This window comes from Mesorhizobium sp. WSM4806 (assembly GCF_055811635.1).
This window is the reverse complement of record NZ_JBVVQZ010000001.1, coordinates 304,305-325,435: the sequence shown is the minus strand read 5'-3', so window position 1 is coordinate 325,435 and position 21,131 is coordinate 304,305. Positions and strand designations below refer to the sequence as shown.

16 protein-coding genes are annotated in these 21,131 nt (G+C 61.1%); 7 read left to right on the top strand and 9 right to left on the bottom strand.

The features are described 5' to 3' along the window. Position 1 precedes the first annotated feature (1 nt). Positions 2-1,621 (top strand): ABC transporter ATP-binding protein, encoded by a 1,620-nt coding sequence (locus AC0L2M_RS01440; RefSeq protein WP_236388066.1) that lies wholly within the window; start codon positions 2-4, stop codon positions 1,619-1,621. Positions 1,622-1,799: 178 nt separating this feature from the next. Here AC0L2M_RS01440 and AC0L2M_RS01435 read toward each other — a convergent pair whose 3' ends face one another. The 4 genes from AC0L2M_RS01435 to rnk form a co-directional block, all read right to left on the bottom strand. Then, entirely contained in the window at positions 1,800-2,246 is a 447-nt protein-coding gene (locus AC0L2M_RS01435; RefSeq protein WP_236388067.1) for an SRPBCC family protein, read from the bottom strand. A gap of 44 nt (positions 2,247-2,290) precedes the next feature. Continuing rightward, positions 2,291-2,734 carry an SRPBCC family protein gene (locus AC0L2M_RS01430; RefSeq protein ID WP_031255154.1) on the bottom strand — a complete coding sequence of 148 codons (444 nt, stop codon included), beginning with the start codon at positions 2,732-2,734 and terminating at the stop codon, positions 2,291-2,293. A 50-nt stretch (positions 2,735-2,784) separates the two neighbouring features. Beyond that, positions 2,785-3,264, bottom strand: a complete 480-nt coding sequence (locus AC0L2M_RS01425) for a VOC family protein (protein WP_023799726.1) — start codon at positions 3,262-3,264, stop codon at positions 2,785-2,787. Between the two features lie 475 nt (positions 3,265-3,739). Continuing rightward, positions 3,740-4,201 carry a nucleoside diphosphate kinase regulator gene (gene rnk, locus AC0L2M_RS01420; protein ID WP_473533837.1) on the bottom strand — a complete coding sequence of 154 codons (462 nt, stop codon included), beginning with the start codon at positions 4,199-4,201 and terminating at the stop codon, positions 3,740-3,742. Positions 4,202-4,637: 436 nt separating this feature from the next. On the opposite strand from rnk, the gene AC0L2M_RS01415 reads away from it, so the two are divergent. Then, positions 4,638-5,942 carry a DUF6600 domain-containing protein gene (locus AC0L2M_RS01415; protein ID WP_473533836.1) on the top strand — a complete coding sequence of 435 codons (1,305 nt, stop codon included), beginning with the start codon at positions 4,638-4,640 and terminating at the stop codon, positions 5,940-5,942. 192 nt (positions 5,943-6,134) lie between these two features. On the opposite strand, the gene rsgA is transcribed toward AC0L2M_RS01415, so the two are convergent. Beyond that, the gene (gene rsgA / locus AC0L2M_RS01410; protein ID WP_473533945.1) at positions 6,135-7,187 is read right to left on the bottom strand and encodes a ribosome small subunit-dependent GTPase A; all 1,053 of its coding nucleotides are present in this window, start codon (positions 7,185-7,187) and stop codon (positions 6,135-6,137) included. Positions 7,188-7,565: 378 nt separating this feature from the next. Then, positions 7,566-7,997, bottom strand: a complete 432-nt coding sequence (locus AC0L2M_RS01405; protein WP_128179956.1) for a dihydrofolate reductase family protein — start codon at positions 7,995-7,997, stop codon at positions 7,566-7,568. 366 nt (positions 7,998-8,363) lie between these two features. Between AC0L2M_RS01405 and AC0L2M_RS01400 the strand changes: the two genes are divergently transcribed. The 3 genes from AC0L2M_RS01400 to AC0L2M_RS01390 all read left to right on the top strand — a co-directional run bounded on the left by AC0L2M_RS01400 (position 8,364) and on the right by AC0L2M_RS01390 (position 11,689). Then, positions 8,364-9,044, top strand: a complete 681-nt coding sequence (locus AC0L2M_RS01400; protein ID WP_473533835.1) for an HAD family acid phosphatase — start codon at positions 8,364-8,366, stop codon at positions 9,042-9,044. A 754-nt stretch (positions 9,045-9,798) separates the two neighbouring features. Next, positions 9,799-9,975 (top strand): YjiS-like domain-containing protein, encoded by a 177-nt coding sequence (locus AC0L2M_RS01395; RefSeq protein ID WP_473533944.1) that lies wholly within the window; start codon positions 9,799-9,801, stop codon positions 9,973-9,975. Positions 9,976-10,006: 31 nt separating this feature from the next. Beyond that, a complete protein-coding gene (locus AC0L2M_RS01390) occupies positions 10,007-11,689 on the top strand; it encodes a tetratricopeptide repeat protein (RefSeq protein ID WP_236388072.1) in 1,683 nt (560 codons plus the stop codon). Between the two features lie 274 nt (positions 11,690-11,963). On the opposite strand, the gene AC0L2M_RS01385 is transcribed toward AC0L2M_RS01390, so the two are convergent. Both AC0L2M_RS01385 and AC0L2M_RS01380 read right to left on the bottom strand, forming a co-directional pair. Beyond that, positions 11,964-12,674: a response regulator gene (locus AC0L2M_RS01385; RefSeq protein ID WP_419696340.1), complete on the bottom strand. Its 711-nt coding sequence runs from the start codon at positions 12,672-12,674 to the stop codon at positions 11,964-11,966. 69 nt (positions 12,675-12,743) lie between these two features. Then, positions 12,744-16,433 carry a PAS-domain containing protein gene (locus AC0L2M_RS01380; RefSeq protein ID WP_473533834.1) on the bottom strand — a complete coding sequence of 1,230 codons (3,690 nt, stop codon included), beginning with the start codon at positions 16,431-16,433 and terminating at the stop codon, positions 12,744-12,746. A gap of 342 nt (positions 16,434-16,775) precedes the next feature. On the opposite strand from AC0L2M_RS01380, the gene AC0L2M_RS01375 reads away from it, so the two are divergent. Both AC0L2M_RS01375 and AC0L2M_RS01370 read left to right on the top strand, forming a co-directional pair. Next, positions 16,776-18,158, top strand: a complete 1,383-nt coding sequence (locus AC0L2M_RS01375; protein ID WP_473533833.1) for an FAD-binding oxidoreductase — start codon at positions 16,776-16,778, stop codon at positions 18,156-18,158. 712 nt (positions 18,159-18,870) lie between these two features. Continuing rightward, complete coding sequence (locus AC0L2M_RS01370) at positions 18,871-19,140, top strand: hypothetical protein (protein ID WP_023799715.1); 270 nt, start codon at positions 18,871-18,873, stop codon at positions 19,138-19,140. 196 nt (positions 19,141-19,336) lie between these two features. Here AC0L2M_RS01370 and AC0L2M_RS01365 read toward each other — a convergent pair whose 3' ends face one another. After that, positions 19,337-21,046: an ABC transporter ATP-binding protein gene (locus tag AC0L2M_RS01365; RefSeq protein WP_128179962.1), complete on the bottom strand. Its 1,710-nt coding sequence runs from the start codon at positions 21,044-21,046 to the stop codon at positions 19,337-19,339. Positions 21,047-21,131: the final 85 nt, after the last annotated feature.

The following is a 21,131-nucleotide window of genomic DNA, read 5'->3' as shown; positions in this document are numbered from 1 at the left end:
GATGGACACCTCCGAAACGATCCTCAGCGTCAAGGACCTTCGCGTCCGCTTCCGCACGCTTGACGGCGTGGTCGAGGCGGTCAAGGGCATCAACATCCACGTCAATGCAGGCGAAACCGTTGCCGTGGTCGGCGAATCCGGTTCCGGCAAAAGCCAGACGATGATGGCGGCGATGAGCCTGCTGGCCTCGAACGGCGAGGCGACCGGCGTCGTCGACTATCGCGGCCGCAACCTTTTGACCCTGAGCAAGTCCGAGCTCAACCAAGTCCGTGGCCGCAAGATCAGCATGATCTTCCAGGAGCCGATGACCTCGCTCGATCCGCTCTATTCGATCGGCAACCAGCTGATCGAACCGATCCGCCGGCATCGTGGCCTTGGCGCGGCGCAAGCACGCGAAGAGGCGCTCAAGCTCTTGCGGCTGGTCCATATTCCCGATCCCGAGCGGCGGATGAAATCCTATCCGCACGAATTGTCGGGTGGCCAGCGACAGCGGGTCATGATCGCCATGGCGCTGGCCAACGACCCCGACATACTGATTGCAGACGAACCGACGACCGCGCTCGACGTGACCATCCAGGCGCAGATTCTCATGCTGCTTGCCGAGCTGCAGCGCAAGCTTGGCATGGCGATCGTCTTCATCACCCACGATCTCGGCATTGTCCGGCGCTTTGCCGACCGCGTCTATGTCATGCGCTACGGCGAAGTCGTCGAGGAGGGCGAGGCGGAAGCGATCTTCGTCAATCCGCAGCATGCCTATACCAAGATGCTGTTGGCCGCCGAGCCGACCGGAACCAAGGCGCCGCCACCGCCAAATGCGCCTGTCCTGCTCGAAGGCAGGAATGTCGAAGTGACCTTCAAGATCGGCGGCGGGTTTCTCGCCGGAGAGCCGCTGATCCTGCGCGCGGTCGACCACATTTCGATACGGCTGAAACGCAACCAGACCATCGGCATCGTAGGCGAATCCGGTTCAGGGAAATCGACGCTCGGCCGAGCCCTGCTGCGGCTCCTGCCAAGCGATGGGCTCATCCGCTTTGGCGATCGCGATATTTCTGCCGCCGACCGCCAGGCCATGCGGCCGCTGCGGCGCGAATTGCAGCTGGTCTTTCAGGACCCGTTCGGTTCGCTGTCGCCGCGCATGACCGTCGGCCAGGTCATCACCGAAGGGCTTCTGGTGCATGAGCCGACCCTGTCGGGCAGGCAACGCGACCTCCGCGCCGTCGAGGCCTTGCGTGAGGTCGGGCTCGACCCGAATGCGCGCAATCGCTACCCGCACGAATTCTCCGGCGGCCAGCGCCAGCGCATCGCCATCGCGCGGGCGATGATCCTCAAGCCCAAGGTGGTCGTCCTCGACGAGCCGACGTCGGCGCTCGACCGCTCCGTCCAGAAGCAGATCGTCGAATTGCTGCGCAAGCTGCAGGCCGACCATGAACTGTCCTACCTGTTCATCAGCCACGATCTCGCCGTCGTGCGTGCCATGGCCGACTACATCATCGTCATGAAGCAGGGCAAGATCGTCGAGGAAGGGCCGACCGAGGCGATCTTCAGCAATCCGCAGGCACTCTACACGCAGACGCTGATGGCCGCGGCCATTGACGTCACACGGTTTCGCTTGAGTGCATAGCGCGACCGGTCAGGACTGCAGCGGATAGTGATTGAAAGGTCCCGAGGCGAATAGACCGTCGTCTGCAGCCACGGCTGCTATGGCTTCGATCTCGATCATCGCCTCGGGCGTTTAGAGCGCTATCATCTCGACGATCGTCTCCGCCGACAGGGCTTGAAAAAACTGCTTCCGGCGGAGTTCAGCGACCTCCTTGAACTTGCTCATGTCCTGCGCTGGATTCAACATAACGCCCGAAGTTGTCCAGGATCGCCTGCCAGCCGTCACGCTGCATCTCGATGGAGTTCTGCGTCTCGGCATCGAATATGGTCGTCACCTTCGTACCGTTGCCTGCGGCTTCGAAGGTCGTACGCGCCTTGCGCCCGTCGCTCATGGCGAATGCGATCGCCTTGTACGGCTCGACCTCTTCGTACACCGCCTCGAAATCGAAGCCGAAACTGCCGTCCTTGGCTTCCATGCGCGCCGTGTAGCCGCCGCCCACCTTTAGATCGGCTTCCGCGCTTGGGCAGCACCAGTCGTCGGAAGCGAAGTTCCACCGCGTGATATCGCCGGGCGTCGTGTAGGCCTCCCAGACGCGTTCGATCGGCGCGGCGATCGTGGTGGCAATGGTGATCTGCTGGTTGGTCATTTGGTTTCCTTGTTGTCGCAGTCGGACGAGATCACGCAGACGGTTTATTGCGTGATTTCGGGCTCGACGAGGTGAGCAAGCTTGCGCAGCGACTCTTGCCAACCGAGATAACATGCCTCGACGGGGATCAGATCGGGCACGTTCTCCTGAACCACCGTCATCTCCGTTCCGACTGAAACGGCCGTCAGCGTGACGGTCACTTTCATCTCGCCCGGAAGGTTCGGATCATCGAACACGTCGCTGTAGACGAGCGTCTCGCCGGGGACGAGTTTCAGATAGGTGCCGCCGAAGGAATGGCTGTGCCCGGTCGTGAAGTTTCGAAACGACATTCTGTGCTTGCCGCCTTCCTTCGCCTCAAGCTCATGCACAGTACAGGTAAAACCGAAGGGCGGGAGCCAACTCGCGACCGCGTCAGGTTCCAGAAATGCGCGGTAGACCTTTTCGGGCTTGGTGGCGAGAACCCGGTGCAGTTTAACGGTGTTGGGCATGGTCATCTCCATTCGTTGAGTTCACCAGGGCGTCGTTGCCGTGGATCGGGTTAGCCTGCTGCTGCGGCTTCCAGCGCCGCGATATCGATTTTCTTCATCGTCATCATCGCCTCCATCGCGCGCTTGGCCTTGGCGCGGTCGGGACTGGTCGTCAGTTCCATCAGCCGCTTCGGCGTGATCTGCCAGGAGAAGCCCCACCGGTCCTTGCACCATCCGCAGGCGCTCTCGCTGCCGCCGTTTCCAACGATCGCCTTCCAGTAGCGGTCGGTCTCTTCCTGATCTTCGGTCAGCACCATCAGGCTGACGGATTCGTTCGCCTTGAAATTCGGGCCGCCGTTCAGGCCTAGAAAAGACTGGCCGAGCACTGTGAACTCGACCGTCAGTTCATTGCCTTCCTTGCCGCCGGGATAGTCCGACGCGGCCGCATTCAGCCGATCCACATGGCTGTCGGGAAAGGTGGCGGCATAGAACTCTGCCGCCTTGCGCGCTTCGCCGTGGTCGAACCACAGGCAGGTCACGAGTTTCGTCATTTTTAATCTCCTCGGTTCTTGGGTGGTATTTGTTCGTGCCGCGACTATCAGACCTCAGTCGAACCAGCCCTTGGGCGGCTCGCCGGCCTGAACGGGACCGATGAACGCCATCATAAGGTCGGCCTGGATTACATCGACCGCATATGTGTTCGATGATCTAAACTCGCTCACGGGTCTTTCACCTGGTTTCGTTGCTTCGTGTCCACAGGACGAACAAGTGGTGCGCCTCCCGACAGCCAACCTGTTATTTTTTTGCCACGCGGCAAGGCCCACCTAACCCGAGTCGATCCATCCAACCGCCGGCTGGTAAGAGCGGGTCGGCGTAGGGCCGGGCCGTTTGCTTCAGCACCGGTTGTCCATATCACGAGGCGTTCGTGGAGAAGGCGCTTGAGGTCCTCGTTGATGCCCGCAGTTTTCGCGGAAACAAACAACAACCTAAAGCGCGCCGCATGAGGCCGGTCAAACGCGACGCGCTTTAGTCGCCCGCCGTCGTTGAAGGTGCTGGTGCACGCTGATCGGCTGCATCGCCTTCGCGGGCAGGCCGGTTCACGGCAAGCACCGACAATTCATGCCGGCGCCCATCTCGCGCGGTCCACATGATCGACTGTCCGGCCGAGAGGCCGATCAGGGCCGTGCCGATCGGCGTAAGGATTGAAACCTTGCCTTCGGAGATGTCCGCATCGCCAGGAAAAACCAGCGTCACCGTTTTCGCATCACCGGTATCGGGCTTGAACGTCACCATCGAACCCATCTGGACGGCGCCCGCGGACATCAAACCATCGGAAACGATGCGCGCTCGCTCGAGTTCGGCGAGCAGGTCATCGGAAGCCTGCGGATTTCGTGCGGCCACGGTGCTCGCAAGCGCCGATAAACGCGCATGGTCCGATTTCGAGATGCGGATGGTCGGCTTGCGCCGCGCCTTGATGTTACCTTGCATTTTCGAATACTCGTATTCTCAGTTGAGCGGGCTGCCTCAAGCATGGTTTAACGGGCCAATTCGAGGCAGATCTTGCTCAAAACCGATGCCCCAGAGCCGGTGCTGGCCTGCCTACGTTCGATGTCGATTTTATGTGCTTGCCCCGCGGCCCGGGGCACATGGCAGCCGAGCCGGGGGTTACGATCCCGCGATGGGGCAAACCCGGAAAAGAAAATCGCGACGGGTCTTTTTTGTGGCGTTCATATAACCGTAGTTGGTGCCGAGATCGGGGAAGTCAAGACGACCCTGTAGCAAGGCGCGGTGATGCCAAGCCGGAACAATTCGACAGCCGGTGAGTTTCCACGATGAAGGGCGATCTGTTTCGGAGGAAACTGCGATGAAACGCGTCCTTGCCCAAAACGTTGTACGGCTGATGCTGGGCGGCGTAACCGCCGGCTTGCTCACGGTCGTCGAGATTCCCAGCCCGGTGGCGCCATTGTCGCTTGTGTCCGAGGCGAGGGCTGCCACCGACGTTTCCGTTTCGATCAGCACATTTTACGATGAACTGTCTTCCCATGGTGATTGGGTTTCGTACCGGGGAGCGACCGTTTTCGTCCCGGTTGATGTACCTGACGATTGGCGTCCATATACCATTGGGCATTGGGTCTATACCGAGCAGTATGGCTGGCTCTGGGTGTCCGACGAGCCGTTCGGGTGGGCGACCTACCATTACGGCCGCTGGGGCTATGCCGACGACATCGGCTGGTACTGGGTTCCCGGCACTCGTTGGGCGCCAGCATGGGTGAGTTGGCGGCGCGAAAGGGAGCACGTCATCTGGGCTCCGCTGCCGCCGCGCCGCGATCCCGATTTGATTTCGATCGAGGTGACCATCGACACCACGCCGGATTTTTACTGGGTAGTGGTCCCCACCCGCGAATTCCTTGCTGACGACATTTCTGTCGTCGTTATCCGTGATGAGCCGGAGTTTGTGCGCATTGTGGAGGCGGCCGAGCCGGCCGGCGACGTGACGATCCAGAACACCGTGGTGATCAACAAAGTCATTGATGTCGATGTGATCGAGAAGGAGACGAACCAGCAGGTGACTGTCGTCGAGGTCAGCGAGACCGAGACGCCCGAGCAGGCCGGCAAATTGGAAAACAATACCGTCACGGTCTTTGAAGGTGAGGTGAAAGCCGATCCCGATGCCAAACCAGCTGAGCTCAAAGACATCGAGGAGGTGAGGCAGGTTCAGGCCGGCCGGAAATCGAAGCCGACCGAAGGCGCAGCAGCGACCGAACAGGCGCCGGCGACCGGCGAACAGGTTGAGCCGGAAGAAACCGCCAAGCCTGAGAAGTCGACGACCGAGCAGCAACCGGCCGTCGAACAGCAGCAGACCGAGCCGGAACAGGCGGCCAAGCCTGAGAAACCGAAGACCAAGGAGCAGCCCGCTGCCGAGCAGCAGGCCGAGCCGGAACAGGCGGCCAAGCCTGAGAAGCGGAAGGCCAAGGAGCAGCCTGCCGCCGAGCAGCAGCAGACCGAGCCGGAACAGGCTGCCAAGCCTGAGAAGCGGAAGACCGAGGAGCAGCCGGCCGCCGAGCAGCAGCAGGCCGAGCCGGAACAGGCGGCCAAGCCTGAGAAGCCGAAGGCCGAGGAGCAGCCCGCCGCCGAGCAGCAGCAGGCCGAGCCTGAGCAGGCGGCCAAGCCCAAACCACAGAAGCAAGAAAACAAAGCGTGCGATCCGCAAACTGGAGCGAACTGCTAGGTGTGCGGGTACAGACTACGGCACCGCGGTCGTTCCACCGCGGTGCCCGTTGAACGGCAACGCCCGCCACGTCGCTCGCAGTGGTTGATCCCGGTTGCTTCAGGCGACCCACGATCTGAGCGCCTACCTCGGCCTTGTGCCGCGCTGCTTCCAGTGTCTTTGAGGACAGTGCCTGAGCTCAAGCCTTGTCGTTCAACGCCGTTTGCCGTGACCGCTGGTGAGATTGCTGCCACGAGGCCGGGTTTGAACTGGCGTGTTGTTGCGGTTTTCGTCGGTGAGTTTGCGCCAGCGAGCAAGGCGCTCGGGAGCCAGCGTACCAGCGGCCAAAGCTGCTTGTACCGCACAGCCCGGTTCATGAGCATGAGTGCAGTCGCGGAACCTGCAGAGCGGGGCAAGCTCGGTAATCTCGGCGAACAGCGTGTCGATGCCGTAAGCCACATCGCTAACCTGCAGCGTTCGCATTCCTGGCGTATCGATCACCCACCCGCCACCTGCAATGGGGTGCAGAGATCGCGAAGTGGTGGTGTGGCGTCCTTTGGCATCGTGTTCGCGAACGTCTCCGGTCTGTTGAGGCAATTGCTGCGCTGATCCGACCAGCGTGTTCACCAGAGTCGATTTGCCCACGCCGGAGGAACCGACCAGTGCAACTGTTTGTCCAGCGCCGCACCAGGCGGCTAAGGCGATTGCGGCATCAGCCGTGCGGGGGTTCAACGTCACTACGATCAGCCCCCGCTGTAGTGCGGCGGCTTGCTTTTCGTACTCCCGGGCGTCAGCCACGGTATCGGCCTTGGTCAGCAGGATCACTGGATTTGTTCCGGCCTCGTTCGCCAGCGCCAGATAGCGCTCTAGCCGAGCGGGGTTGAAATCAGCATTGCATGAGGTGACGATAAACAACGTGTCGACGTTGGCTGCGGCAAGCTGCGGCACCTTGGTGCCCGTGCGGCGTTCCAGCACTGCCTTGCGCGTCAGGCGGCGGTGCAGCAGGTGGGCATGGGGATCGGCAAGGACCCAGTCGCCAACGGCGTAATCGCCAGTATTCGTATGCGTCGGCAGCGTCAGATCCATTTGCCCTGTTTGAGATATGCCGGTCAGGCGATCACGGTGCACCGTTGCAATACGCATTGGGACGAGGTTTGCCTCATGCGGACCCAACTGATCGCCGAAAAAATCCGTCCATCCCAGGCTCGCGAGGGACATTGATCGAGTGGCGGCGGAGTGATCCGTCATGGCTTTGGCCAAAGGCACGGCGTCGCAGACATCGGACAGTATCCTTGGCAAAATGAGGTGAGCGCGAAAAACAGCCACTCAGGGATGGGCGCGATTGTTCGCGCCGTTGTATGGGCGGCATTGGCAAGATTTGGCAATGCTCGTCATCCGCCGCTCTATAACTCTCGACAACACTGCCTTGCAGCTCCCGCTCGCTCATCACGCCAGTCCCGACCTGCAATCTCCTGTGCTGTCGAACGCGAGAGATCGGCAAACATAAGCAGGAGCGAGATTCCTACTTTGCCAGACCAGGACATTTTAACTTAGCCGCTACAGGTCAAAGTTGCATAAAATGCGGATCGGAACTTGGGTCGCCCAGTAGTCTAAATGTTCCCCAGATCGAAACGTGCCGAGCCTTCATTGGTCGGGGTGATTTCTGGCGACGTCGCCGCCCGCCGTAAGCCATCTTGCGTCGAACCAGCGGTCCGCCGGCCCGTCATAGGGCAGGCGCGTGACATCCCAGTGGCTAACGAAGCGCGCGTAGGCTTCCCACACCGGTGGACCGCCACCGATGAAGACGACGCGGCCCGCAAAGCGCTGGAGCGTGTCCTCCGGATCCATGCTGGAGCGAACGACGACAAGTTCCCGATCCGCGCGAGCAAAATCGGGAACGCTCGCGATCGTCTTGGGACCGGCGAGCAAGACGTGCCCTCTGGTGAGGTCGAAAAATCGCGCAACGTCAGCGACAAACTCCGGCGATCGGTTGCCTTCCCAGGGAAGGCCCCCTTTGAGGCCGAGCTGTCCCGCTTGGCCGATGGCACAGACAACTCTAACGACAGTCTTCTTCATGACTACTCCACCGATAGTCGGTCTAATCGCATTCGCAACGTTTGCACGTCATGCGGCGCCACGTGCTTTCGTAAGATGACCCAAACAGCCTCGAACACCGCACCCTTACTCCGCTGCGGTTGGCTGGTCCACCGTCTCGTTGAGGAGGTGGTTTTGAGTGATGGTCGTCGGCGGCCGGACTATGGAATTGGCGCATTCAGGACGTGCGTCGGTTATTTCGGAATCCTCTAATTCAGCGCCGCAGTTTCGAGGACCTGTGCCTTGCCTTGCTTGACAGAGGACTTCTCGCGACCGCAATGTCTCGTGATGCAGACGATTATTTGGAATAGAATTGCGCGTGGTGCGGCCGCCGGGGCAATCGTCCTGATGATTGGCACAAATGTGCCCGGGTCGGCGCGTGCCGACGGCTCACTCCTTCTCACAAGCCCGTCCCAGCCAGGCAATGTCGGCGACGCGATGCTGGCAGCCGCCAATTATCATGATTCCGGCGACTATGATCGCGACCTTGCGGCAGTGGCGAAGCAGGCAGGCGATTGGGTCGTCAAGCGCGCTATGGAGGTGCCTCGCCCCGCGCTGGTGCTCGATATCGACGAGACGGCTTTGGCCAACTGGGAGGTGATCACACGCGACAACTTCGGCCGTCCGATCGGGGGCGCCTGCGACATCGCAATCGACGGTCCCTGTGGCTGGGCCGCCTGGGACCAACTCGCGAAGGATCCGGCCATCGACCCTGTGCTGGAGGTCTTCCGGCAGGCGCGAACGGCGAAAGTCGCAGTATTCTTCATCACCGGACGTCCGGAGGACCAGCGTCAGGCGACCAAACAGAACCTGCAATCGGCGGGCTATGCCGGCTATGAGCAACTTTACATGGTCCAGCCTGGAGCCAAATATGCTTCCGCTGCAGATTTCAAGGCACCCATAAGAGCCGAAATCGAAAAGGCCGGCTACACGATAATTGCCAATATCGGTGACCAGCCATCCGACCTGTTCGGGGGGCATGCCGAGAAGCTGTTCCTGCTGCCGAATCCGTTCTACAGGGTTCGCTGACGGCCTGTATTGCGCAAGCCCGGACGCTAGGCTGCTTGCCGTGCAACGATCTGCGCTGCCCAACGAAATGCATACAATCCTCGGAGCATCACTGGGGAAAAACCAGAGTTGGCGCATTGTGCCGTTTCGGAAGGCAGCAGATAATCGGCGATTAGATCGATAGGCGGGCTGCATTATCTCTGGTCCCTTCCGGGCTTGAACAGCACAGAGCCGATTCACAGAATTTTGCCGAAGCAGAAGTTTCGGCGGATGCCTCGAAGGCAAATCATCGACTTCAAAGGGCAGGGCGCCGGCGATGCCTCCTCCAGCTTCAACGGCCTTAGACGTTCTGGCTAATACTAGGCCGATCCCGCAGTCGTCATCTAATCGCTTTGTCCCATCCCGCACCCGAAGGACGCGTTGGCTGAGTTCCGCCGCGTACTGAAGCTCGGCGGCTGGTGTTCATGGAGCATGGCGGCGGGGAAACGCCGCTCGAGCACACTGCAAAGGCGTCTTGACGGACTGTGGGGCTGGCTCCCGGTGCTGCCATCTGACGCGCGAGCGAGCGTGGCTGATCACGGGCGCCGGTTTCACCATTCATCACCAGGACCCGTGCGACTCTGGCAGCTCGGAATTCACACTTCGTGGGAAGCGCTCCCCGCCGCTGAAACAAACGAAACACTTCGCTGTCGGCGCGGAAAAACGCCTGAAACAGGGATGGTTTAAATGCGATGGCACCGCTGCATCCCGCGGCGCCAATCAATGGAGTGTTGCAATGTCGATAATGCGAGCAGCTTACCGCTCTTTCCGGAATTACCGGATTCACCGTATGGCGGAACGGACCCTTGCGGCAATGGACGATGCCTTCTTGAGGGACATCGGGATCAGCCGGTCCGAAATTGGTTTGGTGGTCCGCGGCTCGAAGCGCGGCCAACAAGACAAGGCGGGCTGAAACCATGAAGCTTTCATTTAGGCTCCCGCTAATGGCCTGTGCCAGCGTGGCCGCCCTTCTGGCCGCGCCCGCCGCCAATGCCCATGAAACGGGCGTTCCGCATCGCCAGGCCCAGGCGGCGGCGGTTGGAGAGGATTCGACAAGTGTCCCGCTTTTCGAAAACCTCGGCAGCCATTCCTATCCTGTCACCACCGCCAACCCGCTGGCGCAGGCCTATTTCGACCAGGGCCTGCGCTGGGCGTGGGCGTTCAACCACGCCGAAGCGCAGCGCGCTTTCAGGGCCGCGCAGAAGCTGGACCCAACCTGCGCCATGTGTTTCTGGGGCGAGGCCTACGTGCTCGGCCCCAACATCAACGCCAGCATGGGCCAGGAGGCGGCCGCGAACGCCGCCGAAGCCGTCGCTCAGGCGCGCAAGCTAGCGCACCTCGCCTCCAGCCGGGAAAAGGACCTTATCGCCGCGCTCTCCAAGCGCTACAGCGCCGATACTTCGGCCGACCAGGGCGCCCTGAACCAGGCCTATGCCGCGGCGATGGCGGAACTTGCAGACCGCCATCCGCAGGATGACGAGATCGCCACGCTCTACGCTGACGCGCTTATGAACCTGATGCCCTGGGACTACTGGCTTGACGGCGGAGCAACGCCAAAGCCGGACACGGTCAAGCTTGTGGCCTCGTTGGAGCGGGTGTTGGCGCGCAATCCGGATCATGCCGGCGCGATCCATCTCTATATCCATGCCGTCGAGGCGTCCGCGACGCCGGAGAGGGCCGAAGCCCATGCCGACCGGCTTGCCGCCCTCATGCCCGGCGCCGGACACATCGTGCACATGCCAGCGCACATCTATCACCAGGTCGGCCGGTGGATCGACAGCCTGGAAATCAACCGCGAGGCGGTGGCAGCGGACGAGGCCTATTTCGAGCGCGTCGGCATAGCACCGGAGAGCACGCCCGGTGTCTACACGGACGGCTATTATCCGCACAACCTGCATTTCCTGATGACGTCCGCACAGATGGCGGGCGACGTCGAGGCAATCGCTGAGGCGACCAAAAAGCTCGAATCCCTGGTCTCCAACACCACTGCCAGGAAGGTGGCCGGGCTGCAGCCGATCAAGGCGGCCGCCTATTTTGCGCACGCCCAGTACAGCGATCCTGAGGTCATACTCGCGCTGCCGGTGCCGGCAAACGCCCTGCCTTACGTCGAGGCAACCTGGCGATATGCGCGGGGCGTCGCCTTCGCCGCAAAGGGTGCGAGCGAGGCGGCGCGCGCCGAGACCGCCGCAATCCGCAAGCTCGCCGCCGAGACCGATTTTTCCACGGAGACGGCGGGAGGACTTCCGGCGCCGGACCTGCTGGAATTGAGCGCGTTGATCGTGGAGGCCCGCATTGCCCAGCACCAGGGCAACCTGCGGGAAGCGCGCAACAAGCTTGAGGCGGCGGTCGCGATCGAGGACGGCCTTGCCTATATGGAACCGGCCTACTGGTATTATCCGGTCCGGCAGACCCTCGGCGCGGTCTACATGGCCACAGGCGAGCACGAGGCGGCCGCGGCAGCCTTCGAGCATGTGCTGGAGCAGACCCCAAACAACGCCTGGGCGCTCTGGGGCCTGCGCGAGGTTTTCCGCAGGACCGGCAGGACAGCGGACGCCGAAGAGATGGACGCGCGTTTCAAGGCCGCCTGGGTGGGAGCGCCGGACTTTCTCGGCATCGAACGGCTCTGACCCGCGCTCAAGGTGCCGGCGTCGTCGGCGCAGGAAACGTGTCGCAGCCTCGCAATTCTGGCGGCTGCGGCACCATCCCAGATCCCGGGTGTCGAGCGGCAGGCTTGGCCTGCATGCCAGCATTTCAGCGCCCACACGTGATAGTGGACGCCAAGGGCAACGCAGCTGGATCCCCGAAATTCAGAAGTTTGAGCGGGGCTATCCCTGGAGCCACAAAATCTCAACACCTAAGCCGCAAGGGGTGAGGCGCTGGTCTAGCCGGGCGGCGGCGCGCTTAAGAATAGAGGTAACCCATGCCGCGGATCGTCCTGATCACCTCCGGCTTGGAGGGATCGACCTCGATTTTCTTCCGCAGGCGCGAAACGCGAATGTCGATGCTGCGATCGAAGGGATCCCACCCGCGGTCATGGGCGAGTTCGAGCAGTTGATCGCGGTTGAGTACGCGTCCGCGATGTTCGCTGAATACTTTCAGAAGCCGGAACTCCATCGGGGTGATCGCTATTTCGATTCCCTCGGCATTGTATAATTTGTGTGCGTCCGGGTCGAAGCGGCACTTGCCGAACTGGAGCTGGTGAGGGCCCGGAGTACTCGCTTTCCCCGCAGCGCGTTCGCTCGCCGATGTCCTGCGCAGCACGGCCTTGACCCGCGCCAGCAGCTCCCGCAGGTCGACGGGCTTCGCGACATAGTCGTCGGCGCCAATCTCCAATCCGACAACGCGGTCGACGATTTCCGCCGATCCGGTCAGCATGATAATGGCAACGTCTGAGTGCTCTCGTAGATATCGCGCCAGGGAGAGGCCATCCTCACCTGGCATTCGGATATCCAATATGACCACATCGACGTGCTGGCTCTCAATAAGTTCACGCAGGGCAGGCCCCGCGTTGGCGGGCGTCACGGCATAGCCATGGTGCTCCAGATATTCCGCTACCGTGTAGCGGATATCCGGTTCGTCATCGCAGACCACTACATGTGCGTGCGTCGTCAAAATCGACCACCGAGCAACCAGCCTAATGGATAAGCTGCCTCTAAAGTGACGTGCAAATCAACGGGTCTGTCAAGCATTGTTGTTGACCAGATTTGAGACAAACGAACGGAGCTCGTTCGGTTTGATCGGTTTCTCAAGGTAGGGCCGTTTCGCGGCGCGCAGGAACATCTGCGCGTCCGGACTGATCGTGTCCCCTGTCAGGAAGGCTAACCTGTCGAGTTCGGCCGGATGGAGCTTGGCAATCTGGTTGAACAATCCCCGTCCGTCCATATCAGGCATTTTCAGATCGCTCAGGATCACCGCGAAAGTGCGGTTCTTGAGGTGCAGCAGCGCTTCTTCGCCGGATTTGGCAATGGTGACGTTGAAACCATCTCGCCTGAGCACCTCAGCAACCAGCTCACCCACTTCCTCTTCGTCGTCCACCACCAGACAGGCAATGCCGGTTGAATTCGGGAGCTCGTCTTCGGCCGTTTCGGTTCCTTCGTCGAGACGGTCCGAAGCAGGCAGCGAAAGTATGAAGGTCGAGCCACCCCCCTCGGGGGATTCGACCTCGATGGTTCCTCCATGGGATTGAACGATCCGATGACAAAAGGACAGCCCGATCCCAGTCCCTGCCCCAATCTCCTTGGTCGTGAAGAACGGCTCGAAAATGCGGGGACGTATCTCTTTGGGAATTCCCGGACCCGTGTCGGCAACGCTGACGACTATGTTGCCGGTTGTGGGATGAAGCCGCGTTGAAACCGTGATTGTCCGTCGTGCTTCCCAGCCGTGCAACGCCTGTTCTGCATTGACAAGCAAGTTGATCAGCACCTGGCCAAGCTGATCGGGATCCGCCCAGATCAGGGGAAGACCAGGTTCAAGATGAACTGAAAGCCCGATGTCCGACGATCGAATCGAATAGCTCGCCACTTCGACCGCTTCGGAAATGATGTCATCGATCGCAACGTTTGAGGTTCGCGTCGGCTGCTGTCTGGCCATAGCCAGGAATGTCTTGACGATCCTGGCGCAGCGTTCGGCTGCCTTGCTTATCTTGTCGGCGCGTTCCACGACCTTGGCGTCGGCAGCGGTCTCCTTCAACAGCGATGACAGGCCAAGCACCACCGAGAGCGGATTGTTGAGCTCATGCGCCACCCCGGCCAGCAATCCACCGAGCGCCGACATTTTTTCGTTCTGGTGCAGCGTCTCGCGCTGCCGCTCCAATTCCTGCTGCATGTCGATACGGTCGGTGAGATCGTAGGCGTGGGAAACGATCACCTTCTCACCGTGGTAATCGATCAGTCGAGACGAAATCGAGCACCAGCAGGTACCACCGTCCTTGCGTTTGAGCTGGGTTTCGAAATCGTCGACCAACCCCGTCGCGAGCAGCCGCTCAACGTATCGCCTCCGCTCTGAAGGGTCGACATAATAGTCGACGGCGCTGGTGACGTCGCCGAGCAGCTCAACGGTGGCGGGGCTGCGGTAAAGCAGCTTCCCGTCATGCGCGCGGGTCATCTGGATGTTGACGGGGCAGGCTTCGAGGACTTTACGGACCAGTTCGTCCGCTTCCTTGGCGGCCTCCTCGGCCCGCTTGCGCTCTGTAATGTCGACACGGGTGACCACGAACCCGCCTTCGCGGGTCGGACAGTTCGAGACGAAAAACCAACGCCCGTCCGTATGACGGAATTCCTGTTGCCGGAATTCGCGGCGGTCCCTTGCCCTCTCGGCAAGCCAGTCGTCGATCTTGTCGGGTGGAACCGGAAACTGGTTGCGCTCTGCGGTCACGCGGAGGAAATCGAACCAGTTCACCCCGGGAATGAGCACATCCGCGCTTATCGCGTGCATCTGGCGGTACCTACTGTTGGCCAGCACCAGGCAATCGTTCCTGTCGTAGAGGGCAAACCCTTCGGCCAGAGATTCGATCGCGTCGATCAGCCGCTCGTTGGCCTTGCGCGTTTCTTGCTGGGCGGTGATCATGTCGGTGATATCAGTCGTGTTCGACACTATCACCTGCCTTCCCTGGAAATCGATCAGGCGAGCGGAAATCGAAGCCCAGAAGGCCTTGTTCTCGGTGTCGTACTGCTGGACCCGAAAATCATCGATCCTGCCCTTTTCGACCAGGGTGCGCTCCAACATTGCGCTGTAGTCTGGATCGACATAATGGTCGGTTATCCGAGGACGGTCGGCGTAGAGATCTCTGGTGGCAGGATTGCGGTAGAGCGTTTCTCCCTCGAACGTGGTCATGCGTATCGGCGAAGGGCAGGCATCGAGCACCTTTTGCAGCAGTGTCGTGGCGTCGCGCTCGAATGCCTCGGCCTTCTTGCGCTCGCTGATGTCGGCGCGCGTTACGACGAAGCCGCCAAGATCGGTGGGATGTATCGATACCGAGTGCCATCTGCCGTCGGAGAGGGGCACCTCGAAATGGGAATGGAACTCGATCCGGCTTTGGATCCGCTCGTCGAGCCACTCATCCTCGCGCCCAACCGCATTGCGGAACACGCCGCGCTTGGCGGATTCGCGAAGGAGTTCGTCCCATTCCACACCCGGTTCGACGAGATCCCGCACCGGGTGGTTCAGCTCGCGGTAAAGGCTGTTGCACATGACCAGGCGGTGGTCTTCGTCGTACAGTGCGAATCCTTCGGAGAGTGATTCAACGGCGTCCGCGAGCATCTCCCGCGCCGCGGCGACTTCACCGTCACGCTTCTTCTGCTTGGTCACATCGGCGATGCCGGCGAGAACCACTCGCCGGCCCTGGAATTCGACGATCCTGAGATTGCCCGTGGCCCAGAACTCCTGGCCGTCGGGTCTTTTGAGGAGCACCTCGCAATTTTCGACGACGCCCTTTTGCATGAGCTCGCGATTTATTTCCCGGTGTTTCTCGGGGTCGACAAAGTAATCGCCGAGCCGCACCGTCTCGCGTTGCGCCTTTTTGCTCCATCCAAGCAGCCGTTCGGCAGCATTGCTCTGGTAGATGAGTTCCCCCGAACTTGCATCGTTCATCCATACCGGCAACGGGTGATGCTTGATCAGGAAACCGAACAGATCCTCGCGCTGCTTGCGTTCCGTGATGTCCAATACGCCGATGATGAGCGAGGGGCGCCCGCCATAGACGCCGCGACGGCAGTTGGTCGAACACCAGACGGCCGATCCGCTTGTGTTTCTGAGCTGGATTTCGTGATCCCGGACGATCTCGCTGTTGCTGGCGAGAGAACTGATTTCATCGAATTCGCCAGAATTCACGAAATGATCCGTCAGGAATTGCGGCTCGTTCGGCGTCCATTTTCGGCCAAGCAGGTTCGACGCATCGAGGCTTTCGTAGAGGATGTGCCCGCTTCCCGCGTCCACCACCCAAACCGGCAGCGGGTGACTGTCCGTGATGCAGCGGAATATCTCGGCGTTCTCCTGGTGCGCGATCTGCGCTCGCTTCATCTCGGTAATGTCGACGCTTACCAGGGCCATGCCGCCATCCGGCCGAGGATGTGCGGTGAGCAACTTCCATCGGCCATCCAATGTCTCGGCTTCAACTGGAGCGTCGTCGATTTGCGTCCATCGCGCTGCGGCGCTTTCAACAAATGCGTTGCCCGGCTCGATGGGGCGGCCGTCGAAACTCTTTAGACGTGATAGGGCTTCGGCGACTGCGGCAATGGCGTCCGTCGGCTGCATCTCGCCGCGGTCGAGCCGCCGGCTTCCAAATATCTGCGGATTGCTGTCGACGAGAACATGGTTGGCGTCAAAAAGGGCATAGCCTGTGTGTGTGGATGGCACCGGATTATCAGGCCGCATGGTCGTTCCCTTTGTTCGCGTGATCCCGCGAGGGCGGATAATAGCCCCTCTTTGTTTCAGCACGCGTTCGGGCGACGCGTGATTTGTTTCAACTGTTTCGGCGCGTGGGAGACATCGCCGGCGCTGACGTGTCGCCTGATATCCCCGTGGGGCGCGCGCTGAAACAAACGAAACACTCCCACCACACCACAGAAAAACGCCTGAAACGAAGGCGGTGTATGACAAGAACAGCCGCAGATGCGGCAAATTCAACCGGCGAAGCGCAAATGTCCAGCGCCCAGGATGAACAATCTAGTCTTGGCGAGTGTCGACGCGTCTTGCTCTGAAACCTGAGGGTTCAATATGGATAAGCCAGTTACTTCGCACGATTTCCCCGACCGGCTCCTCGCGAGCCTCATTGACCAAAACCATCCGGCCTATGAAGAGGCACGCGGGCTCTACAACGCCATGATCGACAAGCGGCCGCGCTGGATCATCCCCTGCGCCGAGGTCGCCGACGTCGTCGCGGCAGTCAATCATGCCCGAGACAAGCACTTGCTTCTTGCCATTCGCGGCGGCGGCCACAACGGTCCAGGGTTCGGCAGTTGCGACGGCGGAATGGTCATCGACATGTCGCCGATGAAACGGGTCGATATTGATCTCAGGACCAGCACGGTCCGCGTCGAGGCCGGCTGCACCCAAGGCGATGTCGACCGCGCCACCAGCGCTCATGGGCTGGCGGTGCCGGCTGGCCTCGTCTCGTCCACAGGCATCGCCGGACTGACGCTGGGCGGCGGCACCGGTCATCTAACACGCAAACACGGCCTCACCATCGACAATCTGCTTGCGGCCGAGGTCGTACTGGCCGACGGCAGCGTCGTGACGGCAAGTGAGGACGAACACCCGGAGCTGTTCTGGGTGCTGCGCGGGGGCGGCGGCAACTTCGGCGTCGTGACGCGCTTCACATTTCAGGCGCATCCGGCGAAGGATGTCTATGCCGGGCCGATCTTCTTCGACATCGCACATGCCGCAGAGATCATGCGCTGGTACCGTGACTTCCTGCCCGGAGCGCAGCGAGAGCTCGGGATGTTCTTCGGCATCAAGACGGTGCCCTCCTGCGACCCTTTCCCGCGCGAGATCTGGGGAAGGCGCGTCTGCGCGTTGATCAGTTGCTACAACGGCGCTGAGGAGGACGGCGTCCGGGCGATGCGGCCCGTGCGCGACGCGCTTCCCAGGCCTCTGATGGACGGTATGATGCAGATGCCCTTCGTCGATCTGCAGGCGCTGTTTGATCCGCTGCTGCCGAGGGGCTTGCAGTGGTACTGGAAGGGCGATTATGTCGACGAGCTGTCCGATGCGGCCATCGCAGCCCATGCCGAGCACGGCTCGAAGACCCCGAGCGTGCTGTCGCTGATGCATCTTTACCCCATCGACGGAGCGGCCCAGGAAGTGGCTCCGGACGCTACCGCGTGGGGAGCGCGGCGAGCGCGCTGGTCCATGGTTATCGCCGGCATCGACCCCGACCCGACGAAGGCGCCCGCACTGAGGCGCTGGGCAAGCGAGTATTGGGCCGCGGTGCACAAGCACAACCCGCATGGTGGCGCCTATATCAACTTCATGATGGATGATGAAGGCGAGGCGCGTGTACGCGCCGCCTACGGCGCCAACTATGAGCGGCTCGTCGCGGCCAAGCGCCAATACGATCCGGCGAACCTCTTCCGCGTCAACCACAACATCCGGCCGTAAGCCGAGGCTGAGCCTGTCTGTCCTTGGGTCGAGCCGAGGCGGACAGGCCTGTGGCATGCGCAAGCCGGTGTCGCGCCATCGAGGACGATCATCCACAAAATGCGTCCCGCCCGTCGCGCGTGCCTCTGAAACAAACGAAACACTCCCACCGCGATGCAGAAAAACGCCTGAAACGAAAGCGGTGTATGACAATAAGATCCGAAGACGCGGAAGAATAAACGGACGGCACGAAAATATCCAGAGCCTAAGACCGAACATCTAGTCTTGGCGAGGGGCGACACGTTTTGCTCCGAAACCTGAGGTTCAAAATGCATAGGCCAGTTGCTTCATACGATTTCCCCGACCGGCTCCGCGCGAGCCTTGTTGGCAAAAACCACCCGGGCCATGAAGGGGCTCGCCGGCTCTTGCAACGCCATGATCGACAAGGGGCAGACGTCAACCCCGCTACGCGACGGCTGATCGGCAACAGCCGCCATTCGTACGGCCGCGCTGACACTGCCGATTGGTGATGATCTCGGCTGCCATTGAGCAGCCCACCGAACAGCGCACGAACGCAACAAGAGACCGTGCGCTGAACAACCTGCCGCCGCACATCCAGGAGGATAGCGGTTGGTCGGTTTGCCCAAAGGGCATGAAAAGACGGCCTCATCGATGCGGTGCGGGGCACGGCGCGTTGAGGCCAAACGCTAACCCTCAAAAATGGAGAATTGAAATGCTCAAGATCGTTCTTGCCACTGCCACCTTGCTGTTTGCCTCCGGCATGGCTTTTGCCGGCAGCGACCACTATGGCTCCGACTACAGCCATGGCTCCTTCTATCCGAAGACCGGTGACCATTCGATGGTGTCCGACAACGGCTACGCGCTCGACCCGAGCGGCACAGCGAGTGTCGACACGACCGACAGCGCACCGACCTCGGCAGGAAAATCGATCTTCGATAAGCCCGCACCGGGTTACGGACAGGGGATGTGGGGGAGCCGATAACAGCGTTCGGCCACACGGTCGGGATTCGACTTCCATGCGGCGGGCTCGCCCGCCGCTTGGAATCACCTCACGCCCAGCGGAGGGAAAATCCTTTTCGATCTCGTAGCGTGGGCTGGAGCGGCCTTGGTTGCGCAGCCCGATCGGGTGCGTTTCAGGAGAACTCTCCTCGGCCCGAGCTTTGCGAGCGGCATCTCATTTAATCTGAAGCCGCGCCCAGTCGTGAGTAAGCACCGCCACGCGCCACCAGTTCATCATGCGGACCTTGTTCGACGATGCCTGTATCGGCGACCACCACGATGCGATCGGCATTGCGGATCGTCGCCAGCCGGTGCGCGATCACCAGCGTCGTTCGGCCCTGCGCAAGCTCTGCCAGCGACTGCTGGATCTCCCGCTCGGTCTGCGTGTCGAGTGCCGACGTCGCCTCGTCCAGGATGAGGATGGTCGGGTTCTTCAGGAACATGCGCGCGATTGCCAGGCGCTGCTTCTGACCGCCCGAAAGTTTTACGCCGCGCTCGCCGATGATCGTATCGAGGCCTTCCGGCAGCGAGGCGATGAGTTCGTCGAGGCGCGCCCGGCGCGCCGCCTCGACGATCTCGCTCTCGACCGCGTCCAGCCGGCCATAGGCGATGTTCTCGCGGATCGTGCCGCCGAACAGGAACACGTCCTGCTGGACGATACCGATCTGGCCGCGCAACGAAGCCAGCGTCATATCGCGGATATCCAGACCGTCGATGGTGATGGACCCGCTGTCGACCTCGTAAAAACGCGGCAGCAGCGAGCACAGGGTCGTCTTGCCGGCGCCGGATGGCCCGACGAAGGCGATGGTCTGTCCTGCTGCGATGTCGAGATTGATGTTCTTCAAAACCGGCCGTTCGCCGCTATAGCCGAAGCTGACGTCCCGGTAGCTGATGGCACCTTTGAGCGTCGGTGCGTCAAATGCGCCGGGCCGATCCGCGATGTCCGGCTCAGTGTCGAGGAGGGCCGCATAGCGGCGAAATCCGGCGATGCCTTTCGGATAGGTTTCAATCACCGAATTGATCTTGTCGATCGGCCGGAAGAACACATTGACCAGGAGCAGGAAGCCAACGAAGCCGCCACTGGAAAGTTCGCCACGCAGCACGAGGTAGCTTCCGGCGATCATCACCACCAGTTGGATCAACCGCATGCTCATGTAGCTCAGCGACGTGCTAGCGGCCATGATGCGATAGGCATCGAGCTTGGTTTTGCGGTAGCTGGCGTTGTCGCGCGCGAACAGGTTGCGCTCGTGGTCTTCGTTGGCGAAAGCCTGCACCACCCGCATGCCGCCGACATTCTCCTCGATGCGAACGTTGAAATCGCCGACCCGCCCGTAAAGCGCCTGCCAGTTGCGTGTCATGCGCGCGCCATAGCGGCTTGTCACCCAGGCGACCAGCGGCACAATTGCCGCCGTAATCAGCGCAAGCTGCGGATTGACCAGGAACATCAGCGCGAAGGCGCCGATGAACGTCATGATCGCGATGAACAGGTCTTCCGGGCCATGATGGGCAACCTCGCCGATTTCCTCCAGGTCCTTGGTGACCCGGGCGATGAGGTGACCGGTCTTGTGATTGTCATAGAAGCGGAACGAGAGCTTCTGCAGGTGATCGAAGCTCTTCCGGCGCATCTCGGTCTCGATGTTGATACCGAGCATATGGCCCCAATAGACCACGACCGCCATCAGTCCGGTGTTCACCACGTAGATGGCAAGCAGGCCGGCCGACGCAGCAAGGATCAGCAGCCACTGCTGAGTCGGCAACAGCTCGTCGACAAACAGCTTGACGGCCATCGGAAACCCGAGTTCCAGCAGGCCAGACAGAACCGCGCAGCAGAAATCCAGGATGAACAGACTTCTCCAGGGGCGGTAGTAGGCGAAAAATCTGCGCAGCATTGGGACGCTTTTCTGTTCGAAGGTCTGGCCTGCCAGGAGCATGGCTACGCGAGGGGCTGTCGCTACAGGCATTTCTTGCGGCGGA

Coding starts and splice junctions, on each gene's coding strand:
- AC0L2M_RS01440 (WP_236388066.1), top strand. CDS start 2: ATGGACACCTCCGAAACGATCCTCAGCGTCAAGGACCTTCGCGTCCGC.
- AC0L2M_RS01435 (WP_236388067.1), bottom strand. CDS start 2,246: ATGACCAACCAGCAGATCACCATTGCCACCACGATCGCCGCGCCGATC.
- AC0L2M_RS01430 (WP_031255154.1), bottom strand. CDS start 2,734: ATGCCCAACACCGTTAAACTGCACCGGGTTCTCGCCACCAAGCCCGAA.
- AC0L2M_RS01425 (WP_023799726.1), bottom strand. CDS start 3,264: ATGACGAAACTCGTGACCTGCCTGTGGTTCGACCACGGCGAAGCGCGC.
- rnk (WP_473533837.1), bottom strand. CDS start 4,201: ATGCAAGGTAACATCAAGGCGCGGCGCAAGCCGACCATCCGCATCTCG.
- AC0L2M_RS01405 (WP_128179956.1), bottom strand. CDS start 7,997: ATGAAGAAGACTGTCGTTAGAGTTGTCTGTGCCATCGGCCAAGCGGGA.
- AC0L2M_RS01400 (WP_473533835.1), top strand. CDS start 8,364: ATGATTGGCACAAATGTGCCCGGGTCGGCGCGTGCCGACGGCTCACTC.
- AC0L2M_RS01395 (WP_473533944.1), top strand. CDS start 9,799: ATGTCGATAATGCGAGCAGCTTACCGCTCTTTCCGGAATTACCGGATT.
- AC0L2M_RS01390 (WP_236388072.1), top strand. CDS start 10,007: ATGGCCTGTGCCAGCGTGGCCGCCCTTCTGGCCGCGCCCGCCGCCAAT.
- AC0L2M_RS01380 (WP_473533834.1), bottom strand. CDS start 16,433: ATGCGGCCTGATAATCCGGTGCCATCCACACACACAGGCTATGCCCTT.
- AC0L2M_RS01375 (WP_473533833.1), top strand. CDS start 16,776: ATGGATAAGCCAGTTACTTCGCACGATTTCCCCGACCGGCTCCTCGCG.
- AC0L2M_RS01370 (WP_023799715.1), top strand. CDS start 18,871: ATGCTCAAGATCGTTCTTGCCACTGCCACCTTGCTGTTTGCCTCCGGC.
- AC0L2M_RS01365 (WP_128179962.1), bottom strand. CDS start 21,046: ATGCTGCGCAGATTTTTCGCCTACTACCGCCCCTGGAGAAGTCTGTTC.